This window comes from Lysobacter sp. Soil_C_59 (assembly GCF_057656415.1).
On the sequence record NZ_JBDGKK010000013.1, the window covers coordinates 1 to 24726 of the forward strand.

The 24726-nt window shown below is 67.3% G+C and carries 30 protein-coding genes; 16 read left to right on the forward strand and 14 right to left on the reverse strand.

Annotation, left to right across the window (positions count from 1 at the left end; translation table 11 throughout):
* Window positions 1–170: 170 nt before the first annotated feature.
* Complete coding sequence (locus AC3A3Q_RS17565) at window positions 171–704, reverse strand: outer membrane beta-barrel protein (RefSeq protein WP_487587455.1); 534 nt, start codon at window positions 702–704, stop codon at window positions 171–173.
* A gap of 435 nt (window positions 705–1139) precedes the next feature.
* Between AC3A3Q_RS17565 and AC3A3Q_RS17570 the strand changes: the two genes are divergently transcribed.
* Together AC3A3Q_RS17570 and fnr are read left to right on the forward strand one after the other, a co-directional pair.
* Window positions 1140–1625: a hypothetical protein gene (locus AC3A3Q_RS17570; RefSeq protein WP_487587456.1), complete on the forward strand. Its 486-nt coding sequence runs from the start codon at window positions 1140–1142 to the stop codon at window positions 1623–1625.
* A gap of 213 nt (window positions 1626–1838) precedes the next feature.
* The gene (fnr, locus tag AC3A3Q_RS17575; protein WP_487587457.1) at window positions 1839–2603 is read left to right on the forward strand and encodes a fumarate/nitrate reduction transcriptional regulator Fnr; all 765 of its coding nucleotides are present in this window, start codon (window positions 1839–1841) and stop codon (window positions 2601–2603) included.
* A gap of 6 nt (window positions 2604–2609) precedes the next feature.
* Here the strand turns inward: fnr and AC3A3Q_RS17580 are convergent, their stop codons facing one another.
* The 12 genes from AC3A3Q_RS17580 to AC3A3Q_RS17635 all read right to left on the reverse strand — a co-directional run bounded on the left by AC3A3Q_RS17580 (window position 2610) and on the right by AC3A3Q_RS17635 (window position 12243).
* A complete protein-coding gene (locus AC3A3Q_RS17580; protein WP_487587458.1) occupies window positions 2610–3332 on the reverse strand; it encodes a sulfite exporter TauE/SafE family protein in 723 nt (240 codons plus the stop codon).
* Window positions 3322–3510, reverse strand: coding sequence for a cbb3-type cytochrome oxidase assembly protein CcoS (ccoS, locus tag AC3A3Q_RS17585; RefSeq protein ID WP_487587459.1), 189 nt, complete (start codon window positions 3508–3510; stop codon window positions 3322–3324). Before ccoS ends, AC3A3Q_RS17580 begins: the two co-directional genes overlap by 11 nt.
* The gene (locus AC3A3Q_RS17590) at window positions 3507–5936 is read right to left on the reverse strand and encodes a heavy metal translocating P-type ATPase (RefSeq protein WP_487587460.1); all 2430 of its coding nucleotides are present in this window, start codon (window positions 5934–5936) and stop codon (window positions 3507–3509) included. The genes ccoS and AC3A3Q_RS17590 overlap by 4 nt, the downstream gene beginning before the upstream one ends.
* Window positions 5937–5991: 55 nt before the next feature.
* Complete coding sequence (locus tag AC3A3Q_RS17595) at window positions 5992–6501, reverse strand: FixH family protein (protein WP_487587461.1); 510 nt, start codon at window positions 6499–6501, stop codon at window positions 5992–5994.
* A complete protein-coding gene (locus tag AC3A3Q_RS17600) occupies window positions 6501–8060 on the reverse strand; it encodes a 4Fe-4S dicluster domain-containing protein (protein WP_487587462.1) in 1560 nt (519 codons plus the stop codon). Before AC3A3Q_RS17600 ends, AC3A3Q_RS17595 begins: the two co-directional genes overlap by 1 nt.
* A gap of 15 nt (window positions 8061–8075) precedes the next feature.
* Window positions 8076–8372 carry a hypothetical protein gene (locus AC3A3Q_RS17605; protein ID WP_241918321.1) on the reverse strand — a complete coding sequence of 99 codons (297 nt, stop codon included), beginning with the start codon at window positions 8370–8372 and terminating at the stop codon, window positions 8076–8078.
* Between the two features lie 4 nt (window positions 8373–8376).
* The gene (gene ccoP, locus AC3A3Q_RS17610) at window positions 8377–9309 is read right to left on the reverse strand and encodes a cytochrome-c oxidase, cbb3-type subunit III (protein WP_487587463.1); all 933 of its coding nucleotides are present in this window, start codon (window positions 9307–9309) and stop codon (window positions 8377–8379) included.
* Entirely contained in the window at window positions 9306–9449 is a 144-nt protein-coding gene (locus AC3A3Q_RS17615) for a cbb3-type cytochrome oxidase subunit 3 (RefSeq protein WP_487587464.1), read from the reverse strand. The genes ccoP and AC3A3Q_RS17615 overlap by 4 nt, the downstream gene beginning before the upstream one ends.
* 1 nt (window position 9450) lies before the next feature.
* On the reverse strand, window positions 9451–10065 hold the full coding sequence (gene ccoO / locus AC3A3Q_RS17620) for a cytochrome-c oxidase, cbb3-type subunit II (RefSeq protein WP_200607028.1): 615 nt from the start codon (window positions 10063–10065) through the stop codon (window positions 9451–9453).
* A gap of 7 nt (window positions 10066–10072) precedes the next feature.
* Window positions 10073–11512: a cytochrome-c oxidase, cbb3-type subunit I gene (gene ccoN / locus AC3A3Q_RS17625; RefSeq protein ID WP_487587465.1), complete on the reverse strand. Its 1440-nt coding sequence runs from the start codon at window positions 11510–11512 to the stop codon at window positions 10073–10075.
* Window positions 11513–11687: 175 nt separating this feature from the next.
* Complete coding sequence (locus AC3A3Q_RS17630) at window positions 11688–11894, reverse strand: twin transmembrane helix small protein (RefSeq protein ID WP_158733960.1); 207 nt, start codon at window positions 11892–11894, stop codon at window positions 11688–11690.
* Window positions 11895–11907: 13 nt separating this feature from the next.
* A complete protein-coding gene (locus AC3A3Q_RS17635) occupies window positions 11908–12243 on the reverse strand; it encodes a hypothetical protein (RefSeq protein ID WP_487587466.1) in 336 nt (111 codons plus the stop codon).
* Between the two features lie 186 nt (window positions 12244–12429).
* Here AC3A3Q_RS17635 and AC3A3Q_RS17640 point away from each other — a divergent pair, with 186 nt between their 5' ends.
* Together AC3A3Q_RS17640 and AC3A3Q_RS17645 are read left to right on the forward strand one after the other, a co-directional pair.
* Window positions 12430–13851, forward strand: coding sequence for an aminotransferase-like domain-containing protein (locus AC3A3Q_RS17640; RefSeq protein ID WP_487587467.1), 1422 nt, complete (start codon window positions 12430–12432; stop codon window positions 13849–13851).
* A gap of 65 nt (window positions 13852–13916) precedes the next feature.
* Window positions 13917–14720, forward strand: coding sequence for a lytic transglycosylase domain-containing protein (locus tag AC3A3Q_RS17645; RefSeq protein WP_487587468.1), 804 nt, complete (start codon window positions 13917–13919; stop codon window positions 14718–14720).
* A gap of 4 nt (window positions 14721–14724) precedes the next feature.
* On the opposite strand, the gene AC3A3Q_RS17650 is transcribed toward AC3A3Q_RS17645, so the two are convergent.
* Entirely contained in the window at window positions 14725–15222 is a 498-nt protein-coding gene (locus AC3A3Q_RS17650; protein WP_487587469.1) for a hypothetical protein, read from the reverse strand.
* A gap of 245 nt (window positions 15223–15467) precedes the next feature.
* On the opposite strand from AC3A3Q_RS17650, the gene AC3A3Q_RS17655 reads away from it, so the two are divergent.
* The 12 genes from AC3A3Q_RS17655 to AC3A3Q_RS17710 all read left to right on the forward strand — a co-directional run bounded on the left by AC3A3Q_RS17655 (window position 15468) and on the right by AC3A3Q_RS17710 (window position 24698).
* Window positions 15468–15941 carry a hypothetical protein gene (locus AC3A3Q_RS17655; protein WP_487587470.1) on the forward strand — a complete coding sequence of 158 codons (474 nt, stop codon included), beginning with the start codon at window positions 15468–15470 and terminating at the stop codon, window positions 15939–15941.
* Window positions 15942–15984: 43 nt separating this feature from the next.
* Window positions 15985–16173, forward strand: coding sequence for a CPXCG motif-containing cysteine-rich protein (locus AC3A3Q_RS17660; protein WP_487583572.1), 189 nt, complete (start codon window positions 15985–15987; stop codon window positions 16171–16173).
* Between the two features lie 383 nt (window positions 16174–16556).
* On the forward strand, window positions 16557–16934 hold the full coding sequence (locus AC3A3Q_RS17665) for an EF-hand domain-containing protein (RefSeq protein WP_487587471.1): 378 nt from the start codon (window positions 16557–16559) through the stop codon (window positions 16932–16934).
* Window positions 16935–17128: 194 nt separating this feature from the next.
* Window positions 17129–17845: an HAD family hydrolase gene (locus AC3A3Q_RS17670; protein ID WP_487587472.1), complete on the forward strand. Its 717-nt coding sequence runs from the start codon at window positions 17129–17131 to the stop codon at window positions 17843–17845.
* A gap of 135 nt (window positions 17846–17980) precedes the next feature.
* A complete protein-coding gene (locus AC3A3Q_RS17675) occupies window positions 17981–18475 on the forward strand; it encodes a hypothetical protein (RefSeq protein ID WP_487587473.1) in 495 nt (164 codons plus the stop codon).
* Between the two features lie 196 nt (window positions 18476–18671).
* Window positions 18672–19376 (forward strand): hypothetical protein, encoded by a 705-nt coding sequence (locus AC3A3Q_RS17680; protein WP_487587474.1) that lies wholly within the window; start codon window positions 18672–18674, stop codon window positions 19374–19376.
* 32 nt (window positions 19377–19408) lie between these two features.
* Window positions 19409–19897, forward strand: a complete 489-nt coding sequence (locus tag AC3A3Q_RS17685) for a GNAT family N-acetyltransferase (protein WP_487587475.1) — start codon at window positions 19409–19411, stop codon at window positions 19895–19897.
* A 37-nt stretch (window positions 19898–19934) separates the two neighbouring features.
* Complete coding sequence (gene dusA / locus AC3A3Q_RS17690; protein WP_487587476.1) at window positions 19935–20945, forward strand: tRNA dihydrouridine(20/20a) synthase DusA; 1011 nt, start codon at window positions 19935–19937, stop codon at window positions 20943–20945.
* The gene (locus tag AC3A3Q_RS17695; protein WP_487587477.1) at window positions 20942–21853 is read left to right on the forward strand and encodes an arginine deiminase-related protein; all 912 of its coding nucleotides are present in this window, start codon (window positions 20942–20944) and stop codon (window positions 21851–21853) included. Before dusA ends, AC3A3Q_RS17695 begins: the two co-directional genes overlap by 4 nt.
* A 144-nt stretch (window positions 21854–21997) precedes the next feature.
* Window positions 21998–22378 carry a hypothetical protein gene (locus AC3A3Q_RS17700; RefSeq protein WP_487587478.1) on the forward strand — a complete coding sequence of 127 codons (381 nt, stop codon included), beginning with the start codon at window positions 21998–22000 and terminating at the stop codon, window positions 22376–22378.
* A gap of 64 nt (window positions 22379–22442) precedes the next feature.
* Window positions 22443–23126: a response regulator transcription factor gene (locus AC3A3Q_RS17705; protein ID WP_158733946.1), complete on the forward strand. Its 684-nt coding sequence runs from the start codon at window positions 22443–22445 to the stop codon at window positions 23124–23126.
* A 174-nt stretch (window positions 23127–23300) separates the two neighbouring features.
* Window positions 23301–24698, forward strand: a complete 1398-nt coding sequence (locus AC3A3Q_RS17710; protein WP_487587479.1) for an ATP-binding protein — start codon at window positions 23301–23303, stop codon at window positions 24696–24698.
* Window positions 24699–24726: the final 28 nt, after the last annotated feature.

The following is a 24726-nucleotide window of genomic DNA, read 5'->3' on the forward strand; positions in this document are numbered from 1 at the left end:
GAGGGGGTGGGGTGTATTTCGCGAACAATAAACGGAGCGAAGCGGAGGTTCGCGGAATACACCCCACCTCCTCCCCCGACCCACGCACCACGCACCACGCACCACGCACCACGCACAAAAAAAGCCGCCGGCTTCCACCGGCGGCTTCGTCATCACACAGAACGCCGCGATCAGAAGTCGTAGCGGACCTGGACCTGCGCCAGGTCGAGGTCGGTGTCTTCGATCTCGAAGCGGCTGTACTCGCCACGCAGCGCGACATGGTCGGTGAAGCGGTACTGCACGCCGACGCCGTAGGTCGCGTCGGTGCCGCTGTCATCGGCGTTGCCGACCAGGCTCGGAATCGCCCGGTCCAGGTCCCAACGCTGCAGACCGGCCTTGGCATAGGCCGAGAATTTGTCGGTGATCGGCACCGTGCCAACGGCGGTCAGATAGACCGAACTGGCTTCAAGGTCGGCGCCATTGCCGCGCGGCTCGAGCTTGCCGAAGTCTGCGTAGCCGGCCTCGAGGCCGAAATAGCGATTGAACTGATAACCGCCGAACAGCGAGAACGCGGTGTCGTCGTCGTCGTAGTTGCCTTCATCGACATACACCTGGCCGACGCCGGCACCGGCGTAGAAACCCTTGTCTGCGGCCTGCGCACCGAAAGCGGCGGCACCGGCGAGGACGGCGATGAGGGCGCGGGAAAGCATCTTGTTCTTGCTCATTGCTGTACTGACTCCTGCAACGGTCACCGCGACCAATCGGGGGAGGGAGCGGTGGCGTGTCTGCGACGGGCCCCGGCGGAATGCCTGGGCAGCCTTCGCTGCACGGGATAAGTGGGTCTGCGTACGCGCGGCCCAAGGGCCAGGTCCGGGGATTCACTGTCCCGCGTCTGGAACATATGCGCTGCGCGGCCCCGCGCCGATGGGACTTTTCCCAATCTGGCGGAATGGTCACGGGTCGCCGTGAAATCGCCCGGGTCGCAATACGATCGACACGTCCGCGGCGGAACTGTGAACCTCGTCTGGTTGCCGTCGCGGGCGCGATCCGGGGGTTGTGTCCATCGTCGCGAGCGGAGCCAGTAACTGGCTGCGCCGCCGCAGCATTGCCCCGATCAATCCCCCCAATCTTCGGACAAGTCAAAGCAGGGAGCCATGCGTATGTTTTCAAGGAATCTGGTGTTGGCGGTCGTCCTGGCGGGCAGCTGCCTGGCCATGCCCGCGGCGAACGCGGCGGACGAAAAGCCGTTCGATACCGTCGCGGTGATGGAAAAGCAGGACCGCATCCGTCGCGATGTATCGGCAAATGCAGCCGGATTCAGCTCGCTGTCCACCGACAAGCGTCGCGAGCTCCTGGATCGCCAGGACGCCCTGATCGGGATCATCGATGGTCGCCGCTACGACGAGCTGAGCGCTGAAGAGCGCGCGCAGGCATCGAGCGAGATCGCCTGGATCGATTCGGTTACCCGCCAGGTCGCCGACGAGCGCCTGATCTGCGAGCGTACCCGCAAGTCGGGCACCAATCGTGTCGAGCGGGTCTGCATGACCGCCCAGCAGAAGCGTGAGGCACGGGAAAAGGCGGAGAAGGCGATGGAAGGCCGTCGCATTACGCCGCAGTACGACAACACGTCCACTCGCGGCCTTTGATGAGGTGATTTGCGGTGACCGTGATGTCGCAAGCGTTCATGCTGGCGCTGGCATAGTCGCCTGGCGGATGCCGTAGAGGCCTCCGCGGCACGCCCCGCAAGAGGGCGGCGCAATCGTCGAGTGTGGTGCGAGAGGCGGCTTCGGCCGCCTTTCGCTTTGAGGGACTGCGCGGGCAAACCCGCGACGCGGCAGGCCATGCGACAATGGCGGCCCATGAACAACGCTGTTGACATCGACCTCGCCCGGCTGCGCCGCAGCTGCGCGCAATGCTCGCTGCAGCAGCTGTGCCTTCCTGCCGGCATCGATGCCGACGAACTGGTCCGCCTCGACGAGATCGTCCGCCGTCGTCGCACCCTTGCCCGCGGCGAGCGCCTGTTCCGCATTGGCGATCCCCTGGCCTCGGTCTTCGTCGCCCGCGATGGCGCCTTCAAGACCGTCAGCATCAGCGAGGGCGGCGAAGAACAGGTCATCGGTTTCCACCTCGCCGGCGAGCTGATCGGTCTCGATGCACTCGGCGAAGGCGCGCATCGCTGCGAGGCCGTGGCGCTGGAAACGGCCAACGTCTGCGACGTCCCGCTGGACGAGCTCAGCGCCGTGGCCGCGAAATTGCCCTCGTTGCAGCAGCAGCTGCTTCGCGTGATCGGCCACAGTCTCAATCGCGACCATGACCACATGGAAATGCTGGTCCGGCGCCAGGCCAACGAGCGCATTGCGCTGTTCCTGCACGGTCTGGGCGAACGCTATCGCCAGATCGGGCAGTCACCGTCGGCGTTGCGCCTTCCGATGAGCCGCGAGGACGTTGCGCGCTACCTCGGTCTGGCGCTGGAAACCGTCAGTCGCGGCTTCACCCGATTGCAGGAAGATGGCGTGATCGCGGTGCACGGACGGCGCGTCGAGATCCTCGACCTGGACCTGCTCGAACGCCTCGCGCACGGTGCCGAAAGCGGCGATCCGAAGCGGCAGCGCAGCGCTTCGTAGGTCGGCTCAAGCCGGCAGGCTGCCGCAGCCCAGCGCTGCGAGCAGCGAGTGCAACGCCGGCACCCGCATCAGCCACGGCGCCGTCAACGTCAACACGCCTGCTGCCAGCACCAATGCGGCGGCGGCATTGCGCCAGCGTGTCTGCAGCCAGCGACCCAGGCGCGCACCGCTCATGGTCAGCGGCAGCATCACCGGCAATGTTCCCAGGCCGAACGCCGCCATCGTCAATGCGCCGTTGATCGCGCTCGCCTGCAGCCATGCCGCCACCAGCAATGTCGTGCTCAGGCCGCACGGCAGCCAGCCCCACAACAACGCCAGGCCGAGCCGGCGTGCACGCGTATTGGCTGGCAGCAGGCGCTGCTGCAGCGGCCGCAACAGCAGCCACAGCCGGTTGCCCGGTCGTGACAGGAAGGCCAGTCGGCCCTGTCGATCAAACAGGCGTAGCGCCACGATCACCAGCACCACGCCGACCAGCATGCGCAGTGCCATGGCCAGGCCTTCGATTCGTGCCACCTCGACGATGCCGTGGCCCAGGCCGCCTGCGATCGCGCCGGCAATGACGTAGCCACCGACACGGCCGAGGTTGGCTTCCAGTGCGATGCGTGCGGGGTGGCCGGTCGCCGTCGCCGAGAATCCGGTGGCGATGCCGCCGCACATCGCGGCGCAATGCACGCCGCCCAGCAGACCGCTGAGCAGGGCCGCGCCGAGGGTCAGCCAGTCAATCGGCATCCGCGCCTTCCTGCGGTGGAGTCTTCGGTGCGGCAGGCGGCAGGTCTTCGCGCAGGATGTCGATGGCGGGCGTGTCGAGATCGTCGAACTGACCGCGCCGCACCGCCCACACGAACGCCCAGATCGCCACGCCGAGCAGGACCAGGCTGATCGGGACGAGCAGCAGCAGGATGGTCATGGCCGCGCCTCGCCACCCGGCCGACGGCCCAGTCGCAACGCATTGAGCGTCACCAGCAACGACGACAAGGCCATGCCGACCGCCGCGATCCACGGCGTGACGTGGCCGGTCGCGGCCAGCGGCAGCGCCAGCAGGTTGTAGCCCAGCGCCCACACCAGGTTCTGGCGGACGATCACCCGGGTGCGGCGGGCGAGGGCGATCGCCTCGGGAATGCGCAACAGCGACGGGCTGGTGACTACAAAGTCGGCGGCGCGCTGCGCCAGTGCCGCGCCTTCGGCCATCGCGATGGAGACGTCGGCGCCGGCGAGGACCGGCGCATCGTTGAGGCCGTCGCCGACCATCGCCACGACATCGCCACGCGATTGCAGGTCACGGACGTGGGCCAGCTTCTGCTCCGGTGTCTGCCGCGAGCGCACCGTGTCGATGCCGATCGCGGCGGCGAAGCGCCGCACCGGTGCATGCGCATCACCGCTGCATAGTTCGACTTCCAGGCCCTGCGCCTGCAAGGCTTCCACTGCCGCGCGCGCATCCTCGCGCATGGCCTCGCTGACGGTGAACCGCGCGACAGCCATGCCGTCGCGGCCAAGCCAGAGTGCGCCGTCGTCCTCGCCGCCGGCAGCGAACTCGGCGCGACCCAGGCGCCAGCTCGCATCGCCGATGCGTGCCTCGATGCCATGGCCGGGAACGCTGTGAAGCTGCCCGGCGCGATGATCGCTATGGATGTCGGAGAACGCATGCGCCAGCGGATGTCCGCTGTCGCGCTCGAGCGCTGCCGCTATCGCCAGCGCATCGTCAGGATCGGTGCCGTTGAAGATGCCGACGGTATCGAGCTGTGGGCGACCGTTGCTGAGCGTGCCGGTCTTGTCGAACACGACGCGATCGACGCGGGCCAGCGCCGACAGCGCATCCCCGCGAAGGCCCAGCACGCCCATCCGCGCCAGCGCGCCGTGTGCGGCGGTCAGTGCGGTCGGGATCGCCAGCGACAGGGCGCAGGGGCAGCTCACCACCAGCAAGGCCAGCGTCACCTCGAGCGCGCGCGACGGATCGTGCTGCTGCCACCAGGCGTACACGGCCAGTGCGCATGGCACCAGCACCAGCACGAAACCACTGGCCACGCGTTCGGCCACGCGGGCCAATGCCGGGCGCTCGCCCTGCGCCTGTTCGACCAGCCGCGTCAGCTGCGACAAGCGCGTGTCGTTGCCGACCCGGGTCACGCGGACGCGCGCGGCCTGTTCACGGCAGATGCTGCCGGCCAGCGCCGTCGCGCCAGGCGCGCGCTGCACGGGCGCCGATTCTCCGGTGATGAGCGCTTCGTCGAAGCCGCAGGCGTGGTCGAGCAGCACGCCGTCGGCCGGGACCGATTCGCCCGAGGCGACACGGACGATATCGCCGACAGCAAGCTCGCCCAGCGCCACCTGCTCGCGGCTGCCATTGTCGCGCTCGCGGGTGGCCAGCACCGGCCGTGCCCGCGCCAGTGCATCCACCTGCGCGCTGGCGACGCGCCGCGCGCGCTGCTCGAACATCCGCGCCACCAGCAACAGCAGCACGAACATCACCGCGGCGTCGTACCAGACGTGGGGCCCGCCGCGAAAGGTTTCGACCAGGCTGGCGAAGTAGGCCAGCAGCGTCGAGGACGCGATCAGCGTGTCCATGCCCAGGCGCCGGCCGCGCAGCTCGCGCCACATGCCTTCCAGGAACGGCCAGCCGGAGTAGAACACCACCGGTGTCGAGACCAGGAAGGTGATCCAGCGGAAGAAGTCGCGCGTGGCCAGCGGCATCTGCCCGGCCGTGTCCAGGTACAGCGCCTCGGCGAACATCATCGCCTGGATCGCGCCGAGGCCGGCCACGCCCAGGCGGATCAGCCAGCGTCGACGCTCGTGTTTCTGCGCCTGCTCGCGGGCATCGCCGGTGGCCAGCCATGGGCGATAACCCAGGGCGTTGAGTCGCGACATCAGCGCCGACAGTGCAACCGTCTGTGGGTCCCAGGCCACGACTATCCGCCCGGTGACCGCGTTGGCACCGGCATCGAGCACGCCCGGGATGCGGTGCAACGCGCGATCGACCAGCCACGCGCAGGCGGCGCAGCGCATCGCGTCGGTGAGCACGGTGATCTCGCGTCCGCCGGGGACGTTGCGGCTGTGCTCGGCGAGGACGAGTTCGCGGTCCCAGCCGGCGAAGTCGCCGGCGTCGGCATCGACGCGGCCGGCCGGAACGCTGCGCAGGCGGTAGTAGTCTTCCAGCGCGGCCTGCTCGATCCAGTTCGCCGCCGCGGCACAGCCGGTGCAGCAGAACTGATGGTCGCCGGAGCGAATCGCGCCCGTTGCCGCCAGTGCCTCGCCGCAATGGTGGCAGACACCCGCGATCGCCCCGGTGCGGACTTCGCCGTGGCGATCGTCTGGAGCCAGCGCGGTCTGCGTGACGCTCATGCCGACATCATCCCCCAATCATCGCCACTGCATCGCTCATGGCTCGGCGCCGTGGTCAATCGTCCGCCAGCGCCGGTGCCAGGTGCGCGGCTTGCTGTCCGGCCGGCAACCGGCCACGGAGCCGCCAGCTGCGGTCCGCCGGCGCCAGCTGCAGCAACCAGTCGTGGTCGGGCGCGGGTTCGGCGTCGGCGCGCCAGCCCAGTTCGCTGGGCATCAGCGTGATCGTGCGGTCCTGCGCCGCCTCGCTGGGGTGGGAGAGGGTGAGCGTCAGCGGTTCGTCGCGTCGCACCTCGCCCTCGGCAAAGCCGCCGCCGACCGGCAGCAGCTCGACCAGGTTGGGGCCCACACGCAGCACCGCCGACAGCTTCAGTGCCTTGGCGCGCGCATCCGGGCCCAGTTCGGTGGTCTGGATCTGCGCGGTGCGCTGGACCGGATCGATCACCGCATCGGTGCTGCCACTGCGCACGGCCACCACCACCAGGCCGACGCCGGCGACGATCGAGAGGATCGGCAGTCCGATGACCAGCCACATGATCGGCATGCGCAAGGGACGGGTGCGTTCCATCACATCGGCCCGAAGAAGGTGGAGGGAACGTCCGCCTGCGCGGCGCCGTCGATGCGCTGCACCTTGAAGACGATCTCCTGCTTGCCGCGCACGTCCTTCGGAGAGGACAGCGTCAGCGGCAGGTTGAGCACCTGCTCGGCAGGCGCGTCGATGACCTGCGTGCCGGCGGTGATGTTGTTGCCGACCATGGTGATCCCGGCCGGAGCCTGCAGCGTCAGGCGGAACTTGTGCGCATTGACGTCCTTGTTGACCAGCTTGAGCGTGTAGCCGTTCTCGATCCGGCCGTCGCCGGTCTCGCGGTACAGCGCATTGCGGTCACGCAGCACCTCGGCGATCAGCGGGCTGCGGTGGCTTACGCCCCACGCCCAGCCCGCGCACAGCGCGAGCAGGAGCAAGCCGTAGACGAACACCCGGGGACGCAGCACGCGCGTGGGCTTGCCGTCGATCGCGTTCTGGGTGGAGTAGCGGATGAGCCCCTTCGGGTAGCCCATCTTGTCCATCACATCGTCGCAGGCATCGATGCAGGCGCCGCAGGCGATGCACTCGTACTGCAGGCCGTTGCGGATATCGATGCCGGTCGGGCAGACCTGCACGCAGATGGTGCAGTCGATGCAGTCGCCCAGTTCCTCCGGCGCGAACTTCGGCAGCGGCGCGACCTTGAGGCCGGAGTCGGTGACCGCGGTCGTGCCGGGCGCCACCACCGAACCGATGACGTAGTGCGCGGCCCGCATCGCGTAGTCGTAGGCGGTGGCCGGATCGAGCAGGCCACGACGCTCGACCGCGCCCTTCATGCCGCGCTTGCGAGGACCGCGCGGTTCACCGCGCATCGGGTCGTAGGCGATGATCAGCGTGTTGCGGTCGAACATCGCGCTCTGGAAGCGCGCGTACGGGCACATGTACTTGCACACCTGCTCGCGCAGGAAGCCGGCGTTGCCCCATGTGGCCAGTGCATAGAACAGCACCCAGAACAGCTCCCAGTTGCCCCAGCCCGGAGGGTTGCCGACCAATGGCGTGCGCGCGGCCAGGTCGGTGATCGGAGTGAAGAAACCGACGAAGGTGAAACCGGTCCACAGCGCGAACACCAGCCACAGCGCGTGCTTGCTGCCCTTGCGCAGGACCTTGTTGCGGTCCCACGGGCCGGCATCGAGCTTCATCCGCGCGTTGCGGTCGCCCTCGGTCCAATGCTCCATCCACAGGAAGACCTCGGTCCACACCGTCTGTGGGCAGGCATAGCCGCACCACAGGCGGCCGGCGAGGGCGGTGAAGAAGAACAGCGCGAAGCCGGCGATCACCAGCAGCATCGCCAGGAAGACGAAGTCCTGCGGCCAGAAGTTCAGCCCGAACACATAGAACTTGCGCGCCGGCAGGTCGAACAGTACTGCCTGGCGGCCGTCCCAGCGCAGCCACGGGAACACGTAGAACATGCCCAGCAGTACCACCACCGCGATCTTCCGCCAGGTCTGGAAGCGGCCATCGACGTCGCGCGGGTAGATCTTGCGCTCGCTGACGTACAGCGCGCTGCCGTCATCCAGCAGGTCGAGGGGGATCTTCTTGGTCATTGCGAAGTACTCGGCTCACTCCGGCGGCAAGGGCCGGTTGTAGCGACTGGCAGGGCGAAGCAGGATCCAGGTGAATGCGCTGGAGGCAGCGGTGGCCAGCCAGAACATGAAGAAGGCGATGCTGTAGCCGAGCGTGCGTGTCAGGGGCAGGTCGGGGAAGGTCATGTCGCGCAGCGCCAGCGGATCGACGAAGGCGAAAAACACCATCGTCATCACCGCGGCCGAGAAGAAACTCGGCCACAGGATCGCCCCGAGCCGCTGTGCCAGCGGTCGGGGCGGATGATCGAAGCGCGGAACGGTGTAATCCGGCATCGCGTCACCGCGTCGCCGTCGTGGCGGGCTTGCCGCCGTGCGAGAGCGACCAGACGTAGGCAGCGACCAGGCGTGCACGGGTCTCGCCGATGATCTGGCGGTGCGCCGGCATGGTGCCGTGGCGGCCACTGCTGATCGTCTGGCGCATGCTCTCGGTGGTGTTGCCGTACATCCAGTAGTCGTCGGTCAGGTCGGGCGCGCCCAGTTCCTGGTTGCCCTTGCCGTCGACGCCGTGGCAGGCCACGCACACGCCGTTGTAGAGGCTCTTGCCCTGCGCGGCCATGTAGTTGTTCTGCATGCTGTCGGGATCCGACAGGGTGCGCACGTAGGCGATGACGTAATCGACGGCGTTGTTGCCACCCATGCCGGTCAGCACCTTGCCCCACTCGGGCATCACGCCCTCGCGCCCGTCCAGCACGGTCTGCAGGATGCGATCGGGCGAGCCGCCCCAGTGCCAGATGTCGTCACTGAGGTTGGGATAGCCGATCGCGCCGCGTGCCGACGAACCATGGCAGGTCGCACAGGTGTTGCTGAAGATCGAACGGCCCAGCGCCACCGCCTTCGGGTCGCGCGCAATCACGTCGATCGACTTGCCCGCATACGGGGCGAAAGTCTGCTCGAGCTTGGCGTCGTCGCGGGCCTTGTCGGCCGCCTGTTCGCCGATCGATGTCCACTTGCTGACGCCGGCGAACGCGCCCAGGCCCGGGTAGTAGATGAGATAACCGATGGCGAAGACGATGGTGAGGTAGAACATGTTGATCCACCAACGCGGCATCGGCTTGTTGTACTCGGTGATGTCGCCGTCCCAGTAGTGGCTGGTCTCGGTCGGGCCCGGGTCGCCGGGCTTGCGTTTGCCCGTCCACCACAACAGCCACACGCAGCCCACGATGTTGAGCACGACGATTGCAATGACATACCACGACCAGCCGGCGCTCATTGCCGTGTCTCCTTGCCCTGCTCATCCAGCGGCAGGCGTGCCGCCGCATCGAATTCCCGCCTGCGCCGGGGACTCCAGGCCCAGATCCAGCCGGCCACGAACAGCACCAGCAGCACCGCGGTCACGATTCCGGAAACCATGTCAGCCTCCCCTCGGTGCGTGCTTGCCCAGGCCTTGCAGGTAGGCGACCACGGCTTCGAGTTCGGTCTTGCCGTTGACCGCCGCCTGTGCGCCGGCAATGTCTTCGTTGGTGTAGGGGTCGCCGATGCGCTTGAGCGCGCGCATGCGACGCTCGACGTCCGCGCCGTCGATGCGGTTCTCGGCCAGCCACGGGAAGCTGGGCATGTTCGACTCCGGCACCACGTCACGCGGATTCAGCAGATGCACGCGATGCCAGTCGTCGGAGTAGCGGCCGCCGACGCGGGCCAGGTCCGGACCTGTGCGCTTGCTGCCCCACTGGAACGGGTGGTCGTAGACCGACTCGCCGGCCAGCGAGTAGTGGCCGTAGCGCTCGGTCTCGAACCGCAGCGTGCGCACCATCTGCGAATGGCAGTTGTAGCAACCTTCGCGGACGTAGACATCGCGACCGGCCAGTTGCAGGGCGGGGTAGGGCTTGACGCCCGGCAGTGGCTTGATCGCCTCGGCCTGGAACATCAGCGGCACGATCTCGGCCAGGCCGCCGAACGACACGGCGACTGCGATCAGCACTGCCATCAGGCCGACATTGGTTTCGACTTTCTCGTGGGAATGACTCATGTCGACCTCAGGCGTGGGCGCTGGCAGTGTCCGGCGGCAACACCGGAGTGGCGACGAGCTCACCGGCCTGCTGCCAGGTACGGATCACGTTCCAGGCCATGAGGAACATGCCGGCCAGCACCACCAGGCCACCGGCCAGTCGGCCAAGGTAGTAGGGATAGGTCGCGTTGAGTGCCTCCACGAAGCTGTAGGTCAGCGTGCCGTCGGGGTTGGTGGCGCGCCACATCAGGCCCTGCATCACGCCTGCAATCCACATCGAGGCGATGTAGAGCAGCACGCCGACGGTGTGCAGCCAGAAGTGCAGGTCGATGGCCCTGACCGAGAACATCTCCTTCTGTCCCAGCAGTCGCGGCAGCAGCGAATAGAGCGAGCCGATCGTGATCATCGCCACCCAGCCCAATGCGCCGGCGTGGACATGGCCGACGGTCCAGTCGGTGTAATGCGAGAGCGAGTTGACCGTCTTGATCGACATCATCGGCCCCTCGAAGGTGGCGATCATGTAGAACGAGATCGCGACGATCAGGAACTTCAGGATCGGGTCGGTCCGCAGTTTGTCCCATGCTCCCGACAGCGTCATGATGCCGTTGATCGCGCCGCCCCAGCTCGGTGCCAGCAGCACGATCGAGAACACCATGCCCAGCGACTGCGCCCAGTCCGGCAACGCGGTGTACTGCAGGTGGTGCGGGCCGGCCCACATGTAGATGGCGATCAGCGCCCAGAAGTGCACGATCGACAGCCGGTAGGAGTACACCGGCCGCCCGGCCTGCTTGGGCACGAAGTAGTACATCATTCCCAGGAAGGCCGCGGTCAGGAAGAAGCCGACGGCGTTGTGTCCGTACCACCACTGCGCCATCGCATCGACCGCGCCGGAATACATCGAGTACGACTTGCCCAGTCCGACCGGTATCGCCATGTTGTTGACGATGTGGAGCAGGGCGATGGTGATGATGTAGGCGCCAAAGAACCAGTTGGCCACGTAGATGTGGCGCACCCTTCGCTTGACGATGGTGCCGAAGAACACGACCCCGTAGGCGACCCAGACCGCGGTGATCAGCAGGTCGATCGGCCACTCCAGTTCGGCGTATTCCTTGCCCTGGGTCAGGCCCATGGGCAGGGTGATGGCGGCCGCGACGATCACCGCCTGCCAGCCCCAGAAGGTGAAGGCGGCGAGTTTGTCGGAGAACAGGCGCACATGGCAGGTGCGCTGCACGATGTAGTAGCTGGTGGCGAACAGCGCCGAGCCGCCGAAGGCGAAGATCACCGCATTGGTGTGCAGCGGGCGCAGGCGGCCGTAGCTCAGCCAGGCGGTGTCGAAGTTCAGCGCCGGCCAGTACAGCTGGGCGGCGATGAGCACGCCGACCGCCATGCCGACGATGCCCCAGAGCACCGTCACCGCGGCGAACTGGCGCACGATCTTGTCGTTATAGGTTTCTGCAGGAGCTTGCATGAGTGACTTCCCCTCCGCTTGGGCGGATCGGGCGCATTCTAGGAATGCGCGTTCCTGGCGCGTTTGACCTGGATCAAAGTGCGCCCAGGCGGTGCGGGTGGGTGTGTTTCCCCTTTGCGCGCAGCGCTGACGAGCCTAGTGCTCGGCGCGTGAAGACCGTTTCATTTGGTGACGGTCATGTGCCCACGCCGTGCGGCTGGATGACCCCGCTGGCAATGCCTGCGGCGACCATGCCGATGAGCGCGATCGACAAGCCGATGCGCCAGGTCAGCGCGTTGACCGCGCGTTTGCTCTGCCCGCGATCGACCAGCATGTAATAGAGGGCGGCGCCGAGGTTGTAGACGATCAGGCCGAGGAAGGCGACGACCAGCAGGGTTTTCATGGTGCGGGGGGCCTTATGGGGATGCCGGGAGTTGGCGGGCACGCAGGCGCGAGAACCAGGCCCGGCGCAGGAGCAGGGCCGCGGTCATGACGCCCAGGTAGAGCCCGTAGGCGAGCGAGGTCGCCAGGACCTGCTTCCACATCGGGCCGAAGCCGGGGTCGGCGTTACGCATGCCCCAGTACATGCCGCCCATGGCGGCGGCCGTGGCCAGGGCCAGGGCGGCCGAGTCGGCCAGGGTCCGCGCCGGTCCTCGCGGCTGGCGGGGGTACAGCCAGTACAGGACCGAAAGGATGGCGAACCAGGGGGCAAACAGGATCAGGGCCAGGTGCAGCTGCACGTCCGCGGACATGGCGGGTCGGGCTCATGGTGGGGAATGCGCGCAGTCTAGGCGGACGGTATCAGTCGGCATAGAATCAGAAATGGTGAAAAAAACCGTATCAGATGTTCGTGCCCGCCCGGTAGGAGCGAGCTTGCTCGCGATAGGGCGCTCCGACGCTGAAAGGCCCGATCGCGAGCAAGCTCGCTCCCACCGCAGATGAAGCGCTACCAGGCCCTCGCCGACGAACTCGCCCATTCCATCCAGGCCGGGGTCTTCCGCCCCGGAGAGCGCCTGCCGTCGGTGCGGCAGACCTGCGCCGCGCGCAAGCTCAGCCCGGCCACGGTGTTCCAGGCCTACTACCTGCTGGAGGCGCGGGGCCTGGTCGAGTCGCGCGCCCGCTCGGGCTATTACGTCGCGTCACGCCCTCGCCTGTTGCCGCCGGAACCGGAAGTCGCCTCCCGCCCCGACGGTGACTCGAGCAGCGTCGATGTCAGCGAACTGGTCTTCGAAGTCCTGCAGTCGGCGATGGATCGCGAGGTGGTGCCGTTCGGTTCGGCCTTCCCCAGTCCGTTGCTGTTCCCGTTGCCGAAACTCGGGCGCGCCGTCGCTGCGACCGCGGTCGAGCTCGACCCGTGGAGCACGGTCGATGACCTCACCCCGGGCCTGGGCGAACTGCGCCGGCAGATCAGCCAGCGTTACCTGATCGACGGCATCGACGTCGCCGCCGACGAGATCGTCATCACCAACGGCGCGATGGAAGCATTGACGCTCAGCATTGCCGCGGTGACAACGCCCGGCGATGCGGTGCTGGTGGAATCGCCCTGCTTCTACGCCGTCCTGCAGACGCTCGAGCGCAACGGCCTGCGCGCGATAGAAGTACCAACCCATCCGCGCGACGGCATCGACCTGGCCGCGCTGGAAGCGGCGATTCGCCGGCATTCACCGCGTGCGTGCTGGCTCATGCCCACCTTCCACAACCCGCTCGGCGCGACCGTGCCGGAAGCCGGCAAGCGCGAACTGGTCGCGCTGCTCGCCGAACACGCCATCCCGCTGATCGAGGACGATGTCTACGCCGAGCTGCACTTCGGTCCGAAGCGGTTGCTGCCGGCAAAGGCCTTCGACCGAGAGGGACTGGTGATGCACTGCTCGTCGTTTTCCAAGTGCCTCGCACCCGGCTATCGGATCGGCTGGGTCGCGGCGGGACGCTTCCGCCAGGCGATCGCGCGCAACAAGCTCACCACCACGCTCAACACCAACGTGCCGGCGCAGCTGGCGATCGCGCGATACCTGCAGCGCGGCAGCTACGACCGCCACCTGCGTCGCCTGCGCGCCACGCTGGCGCTGCAACAGGAGCAATACATCGCCGCCGTCGCCCGCCACTTCCCTGCCGGCACGCGCGTCACGCGACCGCTGGGTGGCTACTTCGCCTGGATCGAACTTCCCGACGGCAGCGATGCGCTGGCGTTGCAGCGGCAGGCCGTTCGCAATGGCATCAGCATCGCGCCGGGCCCGATCTTTTCCGCGCGTCGCGGGTTCGGCCATTGCCTGCGGCTCAACTTCGGCCACCCGCTCGACGCGCGCGCAGAAGCGGCGATGCAGCAACTGGGTGCCATGGCCGTTCAGACCTCGCAGGGATAGCGGTTGCTGCTGCGAGCCGCCCGGGCTTCATCTCCCCTATAGGTGGCCTGCCTAGAATCCGCCGGATGAGCAGGTTCCAGCCCCTGGTGGTTGCCGTGCTGGCAGTGCTGGTGCTGTCGGTGGCCACGCCTGCGCAGGCGCGCAAGGTCTACCGCTGCGTGCGCGATGGCACGGTCAGCCTCTCGACCGCGCCGGAGCCCGGTTCACGTTGCAAGGCGCGCGAGATCGACGACAACGCCGCCACGCTGCCCAACCTGTGGGGCGGCAGCGGTGCCGTCAGCGGCACGCTTTACCAGCGCGAGCAGGACGGCAAGATCGTCTACGGCACGCGCAAACTGCCCGGCTCGGTGAAGGTGCTGGCGTTCACGGTGCCGGCGCCGCCCGGCGAGCCCGCGCACGTGGGCCTGGGCGAAGTGGGACCGGCGCAGATCGACCGCTATCCCAAGCAGTTCCGCGCAGCCGCACGAGCGACCGGTGTCGACGAAGCCTGGCTGCGCGCAATCGCGCATGCCGAAAGCGGCTTCGATGCCAACGCCGTCTCGTCCAAGGGCGCCCAGGGTGTGATGCAGCTGATGCCGGCAACCAGTCGCGAGTACGGCGTGGCCGATCCGTTCTCGTCGGCGCAGTCAATCGACGGCGGTGCGCGCCATCTGCGCGTGCTCATGCGCCGCTACCACAACGACCTCACCCTGGTTGCTGCTGCCTACAACGCCGGCATCGGCGCGGTGACCCGCTACGGCGGCGTGCCGCCCTATGCCGAAACGCAGGCGTACGTCGCCAAGGTGCAGATCCTGCACGAGCGATATCGCACTGCGTTGGGATCGAAGAAGCCGGTGTCGGCACGGCCTGCTTCCGCCGCCGTGCCGTGACGGCTCAGGCCATCGCCTTGGTCGACTCGTAGGGCAGCGGCGTCGCGCCGGCCGCAATCAATGTGGGCTCGAGCGGGTCGAGGAATTCCTTCTTGCCATCGAGCACGACCAGGATGCGTCCCGCCTGGATCTCGGCGTCGAACTTGCGCCGTATCGGGTCGGGAATCGACGAACCGACTAGCGCAGATGCCCAGCATCCAACCGCCGCGCCCGCCACGGTCGCCGCGGCGGCGCCGGCCAGGGTGAGTCCGATCGGAGTCAGCACCACCGCTGCAAGACCGGCGAGCAGTCCCGCGGCACCGCCATAACCGGCGCCACGCAGCGCGGCCGGAATCAGGTCGGTATCGGCTTCCTTGAGTTCGTTCGGCACGTCTTCCAGTTCGATGTCCGAGCGCGCCACCAGCAGGATGTCGTCGTTGCCGACGCCGGCGCTGCGCGCGGTGTCCATCACCCTTTGCGCGGTGCCCAGATCGGGCGTGCTGAATACATGGCGGATCTTCATTGTCGCCCTCCCTCCGGAAGGTCACGGGAGCGCGCGGGTCAGGCTTGCGTGGCCGGACCGGCGCCCATCTCGCAGCTGTGGTCGCCAGCTTTGCCGTGCCAAGGTTAGTGGCGCGTGATGAGCGTGGCGGAAAGCGAAGCCCATGCTGACGACCACGCTGACGACGGTGCTAAGGTTTCACGCATCGGCAACCACGAAGAGATCGAACGATGGCTTTCACATCCAGGGCTGCACTGCTTGTCGCGATGACACTCGCTCTTGCCGCGTGCAAGGCGCAGGCGCCGACGACAGAACCTACCCCGACACCGGCGCCGGCACCGCAGGTCACCGCCGACACCTCCGCGCAGCCCGCGCGCTCGACCGACGCGCCGCTGCCTTCGGAAGATGCATCACTGTCTCTGTCAGCTACCGCGGAACTGCCCACGGCGTTCGTCGACAAGGTCTGGAAGGTCAAGCCATCGGGCAAGGTGGAAGCCGGCACGACCTACACCTTCCTGTCCGACGGCACGCTGGTCATCGATTCGCCCAACGGCACGCCGATGCACGGCCGCTGGTCGTACGAGAAGGGCGCGCTGGTAATGGTGGAGGAAGGCATCAGCTATCCGACCGAGATCATCGCGATCGACGCTTCGCAGTTCCACATCCGCAGCCACAATCCGGGCGAGCCGGTCGACATCGAACTGGTGCCGGCGCCTGATCAGCCGCTGCCCAAACCCTGAAACGTGGAAGGGGCTGCAGCCCCTCTCACGCGGGAGCCAAGCCATGCTTCCCACCGTCGACGTGCAATGCCCGTACTGCGGCGAAACGATCACCCTGGTGATCGACGACTCGGCCGGGTCGCAAAACTACATCGAGGACTGCCAGGTCTGCTGCCGCCCGATCACCGTGATCGTCGAGTTCGACGAAGAGGGCGTGCCGTACGCCGATGTCCGCGGTGAGGACGAAGCCTGACAGTCAGCCGCTGGCAGCTGAGCGCGGCTGTACCGTTTTCATGTTCTCGTCTCGACATTGCATCGCTTGCCTCGCACTTGATCCATCCCAGCGGTTGACGCCGCGATACGTGAAGGTTGTGTTGCGTTCAGCGAATCGGTCAGGCGCGAGCGTGCGGAAACTTCGGGCCCCGTCACATTCATTCGCAAAACCGGTCACCCAAACGGGGTCGCGCTAACGGCATTCGCCTGCAGCGTGGTTAAGAAAACGCTGCTTTAACGAACGCCGCCGCAGAAGCGTTCATGCGTGCGCCGGCAAGGTGGGGTCGTGCGGCACGTCGGGGGCAACGTTGCCCCTCCCGCGCAGAGATCAGGCTTCACGGCCGCCCACTTCAGGAGACACGCATGACCAACCATTCCCGCAAGCCGCTGCTCGCCGCTGCCGCCCTCGTCGCTGCCCTGTCCGCACCGCTCGCCTTCGCACAACAGTCGGCGTCCCCGGCGCCGGCCCAGGACGCCGCTGCTGCCCAGGCAGAACCGGCTAGCTCGGCTGCTCCGGCTGCGGCTGCGCCGACCGCAGCGCCGCAGAAGAAGAGCTGGGCCGATGTCGATTCCAACAAGGACGGCGCCCTGAGCAAGACCGAAGCGGCCACCGTGCCGGCGCTGGGCCAGGTGTTCGACAAGGCCGATGCCAACGCCGATGGCGCGCTGACCACCGACGAGTACAAGGCGTACGTCGCCAAGGTGCAGTCCGCCCCGGGCAAGAACGCCAGCGGCGGCTAAGCGACAGCGTTGCTCTCTCCCCCTGCAAGGGCGGCTTCGGCCGCCCTTGTTCTTTATGGGCACCGTCATCATGTGCACCGTCATCCCGGCGAACGCCGGGATCCAGGCCATCACGCTTTCCGCCCCTGCGCCCCTGATGGCTCGAACTGGATCCCGGCATTCGCCGGGATGACGACCTCCTTCATAATGCGCACATGAGTGACATCCAGCTGATCGGCTTCGACGCCGACGACACCCTCTGGCGCAGCCAGGACTACTTCGACCAGGCCCAGCTCGATTTCGAGCGCATCGTCGGCGCCTACGTCGACCTGCACGACGCCCGCGTGCACGAACGCCTCTACGAAGTCGAGAAGGGCAACATCGCCCTCTTCGGCTATGGCGTCAAAGGCATGGTGCTGTCGATGATCGAGGCCGCCGTCGACATCACCGGGGCGCGCATCAGCGCCCACGACCTGCATCGCGTGGTCACCCTCGGCAAGGATCTGCTGCGCCATCCGGTGGAACTGCTGCCGGGCATCCGCGAAGCGGTCGAAGCCATCGCGGCCGAGTTCGACGTCGTGTTGATCACCAAGGGCGACCTGTTCCACCAGGAAGCGAAAGTAAAGCAGTGCGGCTTCGCCGATCTGTTCCGCCGCATCGAGATCGTCAGCGAGAAGGACACCGCCACCTACGCGCGCCTGCTCGAGGAATTCGACCTGCCGGCCGAGCGCTTCGTCATGGTCGGCAATTCCCTGCGTTCGGATATCGCCCCGGTGCTGGAACTGGGCGGGTGGGGCATCCACGTGCCGTATCACACCAACTGGGTGCACGAGAACGAAGCCGACGTGGCCGATGACGCCCCGCGCCTGCGCCGCGTCGAGCATGCCGCGCAGCTGCCGGCGATGGTCAGGCAACTGGCGGCCGCGGACTGATCGCCCGGGCGCGCCCCAACCCCAACGCCAGTTAAGTGTTCCCTGGCCGCCCCGGTTTCATTAAAAACCGGTTCACCCGCGTCGCCTCATCTTGGTGTCGTGCCCGCCGGGGGGTGGGCAACAAGGAGAATCAAGATGGCTACCGTCCTGTCCCGTTGGATGGCTACCGTGGTGTTGGCCGCCGGCCTGGGTACGGTCGCGATGGCGCCGACGCCGGCACGTGCCGGCGATGGCGACGACTGGGTTCGCGTGGTGGTGGATGTTGCCGACGTGATCTACCACGGCGGTTATCCCTATTCCCGCTACGACCGCGGTTACCGCGACCGCCTGATCGTAGTCCACGACTACGGCCGCCCGAGGTACTACCGTCGCGTCCATCGCGCCGGTCCGCCTTATGGCAATGCTTACGGCTACTACAACAACGGCCACTACAAACACGGCAAGTGCAACAAGCACGGCAAGTGCTCGACGCACTACTACGACGGTCGCTACGACCATCGCCGTGACCACGTTTACTACTACTCCGACCGCGACCGTTACGATCGCCGCTACGACGGCAACCGTTACGTCCGCTACGAGGACGACCGCTACCGCGACGACCGTCGTTACCGCCATCACGACGACGATTGATCGTCGCGCTGCACCCGCCAACGGCACCGAATCGGTGCCGTTGGCGTATGTGGCGCCGGGGCCACCCCTGACGCCACCCTCCGGAAACTCGTATAAATGCCGGGCCAACAGCTTTCGGGCCGGCGGCGCGGTTTCAGAACCGATTCACCGCCGCGCCCCCAGCATTGCCGCCATCCGCAGATGAGAGCACACCGCCATGTCTTCCCCCTGGAAGTCCAGATTCGCCGGATTGTTCGTCGCCCTGGTTGGCATGTCCGGGGCCGGGGCCGCTTCGGCCCAGGACTACACCTACGGTTGGAATCCACGCAGCGGCGACGTCTGGGTCGACACCTGGGCGGGAGACGTGAACCGTTACGGCAGCCGCTACCGCGACCCGTTCGTCGACGAGATGGTGCGCTACTACGGCGCTCCGCGTGACCTGGTGACCAACCTGCTGGTCGATCAGCGCTGGGCGCCGGGCGATGTCTATCTCGCCTGTTCGCTCGCATCGATCATCGGTCGCCCCTGTCGTTATGTCGTCGACATCTGGGAGCGCGACCATGGCCAGGGTTGGGGCAACGTCGCCCAGGGCTTGGGCATCAAGCCCGGTTCGGCGGAGTTCCATCGCCTGAAGAAGGGTTTCGTGCCCAGCTACGATCGCTGGGGTCGCACGATCACCATCGATTCCGATCTCGAGCGTGACTTCCCGGGCCGCGGCAAGGGTGCGCAGGGCAAGTCGGGCAAGGCCCAGCCGGCGCAGGCGTCTGCGGGCAACGGCAAGTCCAAGGGTGCGAGCCAGGGCAAGAGCCAGAACCAGGGCAAGAGTCAAGGTCAAAGCCAGGGACAGAGCCAAGGCAAGGGACAGGGAGCCAAGGACAACGGCAAGGGCAAGAGCAGCGACAAGGGTAACGACAAGCACTGATCGGTCGCCATGGACGGCACTATCATTGGTGCATGAGCGAGCCATCCCCGATCCGTATCGTCGATTACGCAGCGCGCTGGCGCGAAGACTTCGCCCGGCTCAACATCGAATGGCTGGAGCGCTGGTTCACGGTCGAACCCATCGACCGTGAAGTGCTCGGCGACCCCGAGACCCACATCCTCGCTGGCGGCGGCCACGTCCTGTTCGCAGTCGATGGGGACGACCGCGCCGTCGGCACCGTCGCGCTCAAGCGCGAATCCCAAGGCGTGTACGAGTTGACGAAGATGGTTGTCACGCCGGAGATGCGAGGCGCCGGCGTCGGCCGCCTGCTGATGCAGGGCGCGATCAAGGCCTTCCAGGCGCGCGGCGGCCACGAGCTGTTCCTGGAGTCGAGCAGCAAGCTCGCTCCGGCGTTGGCGCTGTACGAAAGCGTTGGCTTCCGTCATTACCCGGCACCGCGACCGGGCTCGCACTACGTGCGGGCGGATGTGTACATGGTGTGGGAGCCAGGCAAGCCCTGAGCCGAGGCTCAGCTACCCCGCCGTACAATGCCCGGCAATGACTCTCACGCCCGCCATCCCGCCGCTGCAACTGCGCCTCTCCGTCGCCCCGATGATGGACTGGACCGACAGCCACTGCCGCGTGTTCCACCGCCTGCTAGCCCCGCACGCCCGGCTCTACACCGAGATGGTTCACGCCAATGCGGTGATCCACGGCGACCGCCCGCGCTTGCTGGCGATGGATCCGATCGAGCACCCGGTGGCGTTGCAGCTCGGTGGCAGCGAGCCGGAGCTGCTGGCGCAGGCGGCGAAGATCGGGGCCGAGTGGGGCTTCGACGAGGTCAACCTCAATTGCGGTTGCCCGTCCGACCGCGTCCAGGCCGGCCGCTTCGGTGCCTGCCTGATGCGCGAGCCGCGGCTGGTCGCCGACAGTGTCGCCGCGATGGTCGAAAGCTGCGATGTGCCGGTGACGGTGAAGTGCCGTCTCGGCGTCGACGATGACCACGACTGGGACCACTTCCTTTCCTTCATCGATACCGTCGCCGATGCCGGCTGCCGCATGTTCGTCATCCACGCGCGCAATGCGTGGCTGAAAGGGCTGTCGCCGAAGGAGAACCGCGAAGTGCCGCCGCTGCGCTACGACTGGGCCTACCAGCTCAAGCGCGAGCGGACGCAGTTGCAGATCGTCGTCAACGGCGGCATCGCCAGCCAGGCCGAAGCCACCGCGCATCTGCAGCACACCGACGGCGCGATGCTCGGCCGTGCCGCGTACCACGATCCGTACCTGCTGCATCAGCTCGACGTTGCCTGGTTCGGCGGCGAGGTGCGCAGCCGTGCCGAGCTGTTGCGGTCTATGCGGTCGTACATCGAGGACCAGCTGGCGCGCGGGGTCTACCTCAAGCACATCACCCGCCACCTGCTCGGGCTATTCGCTGGCGAGCGCGGTGGTCGTGCGTTCCGCCAGGTGCTCAGCGAAGGCGCCCACAAGCCGGGCGCGGACTGGTCGCTGATCGAGCAGGCGCTCGCGTTGACCGAATCCTTCGCCGCCGAGCAGGCAGGGGCCGCATGATCACCCGCGACATTGGCGCGTTCCTCGCAACCGCCCGCGCCACGCCCGCCGACTTCGGCCCCGCGACGGCGCGTGCCGCATTCCTGGTCGCGCCGGACGGCTTCCGCCTCGCCGAGCAGTCCGCCGCCGACAACCGCTACATGGCACAGGCCACCGCCTTCGATGCGGCCAGCGCCAGCGCCGAACACCGCGAGCTGCATCGCGCGCTGTCGCAGGTGCTGCCGACGGTGTGCTTCGCCGGCGACCCGGACACGCCCGACGCACTGTTCCCCAACAACGTCTTCGCCACCGCCGCAGGTCGCTACGTGGTCGGCCGCATGCGCCACCCGGTGCGCCAGCGCGAGGCCGAGCGTGGCGACATCCGTGCCTTCTTCGGCGGCGTGCTCGACTACGCCGAGATCGACCTGTCGACCCAGCCGCACCCGTGCGAACTGACCGGTGCGCTGGTCATCGACCGCGCCCGCGGCCTCGGTTTCTGCGGCCTGTCCGAGCGCTGCGACGAGGTCGGTGCCCGGCTGATGCACGAAGCCCTCGGCCTGCGCGCGACCCTGATGTTCGACCTGGCCCCCGGCGAGTACCACACCAATGTCGTGCTCGCGATCCTGGCCGGGCGCGCGGCGCTGGTATGCGCCGGTGGTTTCGCCGATCCGGCGGTGGTCGCGGCCATCGTCGATCTGTACGCGCCGCACGCACTGCAACTGTCCCCGGCGGAGCACGCAGCCTTCGCCGGCAATGCCATCGCCCTGTCCGATGACGCGGTGTGGATGAGCGCCCAGGCGGCCACGGCCCTCAGCGGATCCCACCGGGAAGCCCTGGCCGCGGCCGGCTTCGGCCTGCGCAGTGTCGGCCTGGATGCCATCGAAGCCGGTGGCGGATCGCTGCGCTGTTGCGTCGGCGAAATCTTCTGAGAGCCAGTGGCAACGGGGGTGGGGCTGAATCCCGGCCATGGCGTGATGGAAAAGTTCAGACCGGATTCACTGCATCGTTCCGAGAATGCACTCTAGTCGCACGATCGTGCGATATTGCCTAGTGAAGTCTCCGCCCCGAGCATGATGACGTTGATCCGCCGACCCTTCGCCTTGCTGCTGCTCGCCACCCTGGTGGTTGGAGGCGGCGACGCGTTGGCGCAGAACCGGGGTCAAGGTGGCGGTCGCGGCCAGGACCGTGGTGGTCAGGGCCAGGACCGTGGTGGCCAGGACCGTGGCCACGATCGCAGCGCAGATCGCCGGGAACTGTCCGATTCGGTGCGCCGGGTCGAGCGCAGTACTGGCGGCCAGGTGCTGAGCGCGGAGCGGGTGCCGTACGATGGTCGCGATGTGAATCGCGTCAAGGTGGTCGATTCCAGCGGTCGGGTGAAGATCTACATGGATGACCCGCAGCAGCGTGACCGCGGCCGCGACCGTGACGAACCTACACGCCGCGACGACGACTGAACCGCCACGCTCTGGCCAGCCCGTCCGGGGATGCGGCCGAGACACGACAGACATTGGAGTCCACATGCGAATTCTGCTGGTCGAAGACGAAGCTCCGCTGCGCGAGACCCTGGCAGCCCGCCTGAAGCGGGAAGGCTTCGCGGTCGATGCCGCCCAGGATGGCGAGGAAGGCCTTTACATGGGTCGCGAAGTGCCGTTCGACCTGGGCATCATCGATCTGGGCCTGCCCAAGATGTCCGGCATGGAGCTGATCAAGGCGCTGCGCGACGAGGGCAAGAAATTCCCGGTGCTGATCCTGACGGCGCGTTCGAGCTGGCAGGACAAGGTCGAAGGCCTCAAGCAGGGCGCCGACGACTACCTGGTCAAGCCCTTCCATATCGAGGAACTGCTGGCGCGCCTCAACGCCCTCGTGCGTCGCGCCGCCGGCTGGAGCAAGCCGACCCTGGAGTGCGGCCCGGTCGTGCTCGACCTTGCCGCGCAGACCGTCAGCGTCGCCGGCAGCAACGTCGACCTCACCAGCTACGAATACAAGGTGCTCGAGTACCTGATGATGCACGCCGGCGAGCTGGTCTCGAAGGCCGACCTCACCGAGCACATCTACCAGCAGGACTTCGACCGCGACTCCAACGTGCTGGAGGTCTTCATCGGTCGCCTGCGCAAGAAGCTCGATCCCGACGGCGCGCTCAAGCCGATCGAGACCGTGCGCGGCCGCGGCTACCGCTTCGCCATCGCGCGCAGCGGGGACTGATCGGCCCCGCACACGCAACCGCTGACAGGCGTCTGATGACAGGGGCGCGCCGCGCCGCGGCGAGTGATCGCCAAGGCGCGGTAGCGTTAGTACGCTTGCGGCGCATGCCGACGATTGCCATCGCCATCTCCCCGCCCGCACCGACGATGGGCCCGCAGCCATGAGCCCGCCACCATGAGCTGGGGCCAGCCGCGTTCGTTGCAGGCCCGGCAGCTGCTGGGCGCCAGCCTGGGCCTGATCGCCTTCCTGGCGCTGGCCGGTTACGCACTCGACCGCGCCTTCCTGGAAACGGCCGAAAGCAACATGCGCCAGCGCCTGCGCAGCCTCGCGCTGGCCTACGTCGCCGGCGGCGAGTTCGCCCGCAACGGCGAGTTCATCCCGCCCTACGAAACGGTCGACCCGCGCCTGGACCGGCCCGGCAGCGGCCTGTACGCCGAGGTGATCCTGCCCAACGGGCACTGGGACTCGGCCTCGGCGCAGGGCCCGTCCCTGCCTGCCGGGCAGATGCTGGAGGCCAACCAGGAAGACTTCGAAGGGCCCCTGCCGATCACCGAGATCAACGGCCAGCCCGGCGAGGCCTACCGCTATGGTCGCGGCCTGATCTGGAGCGCCGGCGGTGATGCCAAGTCGGAGTTCCCGTACACGATCTACATCCTCGAAGACACCACCGCTCTTAGTCGCCAGGTCAGCGTGTTCCGCCAGGCGCTATGGAGATACCTCGGCGGCGCGGGTTTCATCCTGATGCTGCTGCAGGCCGTGGTGCTGCGCTGGAGCCTGCGTCCGCTGCGGCGCGTGATCGACGAACTCAAGAAGGTGCAGCGCGGTGTCGCATCGCGCATGAGCGGGCGCCACCCGCGCGAGCTCGAACCGCTGACCGAAAGCATCAATGCCTTCATCGAGAGCGAGCGCGAAAACCTCGACCGCCAGCGCAACACGCTGGCCGACCTCGCGCACAGCCTGAAGACACCGCTGGCGGTGTTGCGCGCACGCGCAGGAGAGGACATCTCCGCCGAGGAACTGCGCGAGGAAGTCGACATCCAGGTGCGACGCATGAGCGACCTGGTGTCGTACCAGCTGGCGCGCGCGGCGCGATCGGGCCACATGCTGTTCGCCGCGCCGCTGGAAATAGAACCGTATGCCGACCAGATCGTGCGCAGCCTGGAAAAGATCTACGCCGCCAAGGGCGTGCTGTGCGAGTTCGATATCGAGGAAGGCGTGAAGTTCTACGGCGAACCGGGCGACCTGCAGGAAGTGCTCGGCAACCTGATCGAGAACGCCTTCAAGTGGGCGCATACGCGCGTGCTGCTCACCGCCAAGCGCGGCGAGATCGCGCTCAACCGCCGTCCAGGCCTGCTTCTCGCCGTCGACGACGACGGCCCGGGCGTGCCGGAGGACAAGATCGACCTGGTGCTGCAGCGTGGCGTGCGCGGCGACGAACGGGTGCAAGGCCACGGCATTGGCCTGGCGACCGTACAGGACGTGGTGCGCAGCTATCGCGGCACGCTCGACGTCAGCCGCTCGCAGGAACTGGGTGGCGCCCGCTTCGAAGTGGTGCTGCCGCCGGGTCTGTAGGAGCGAGCTTGCTCGCGATCCGCGGTCA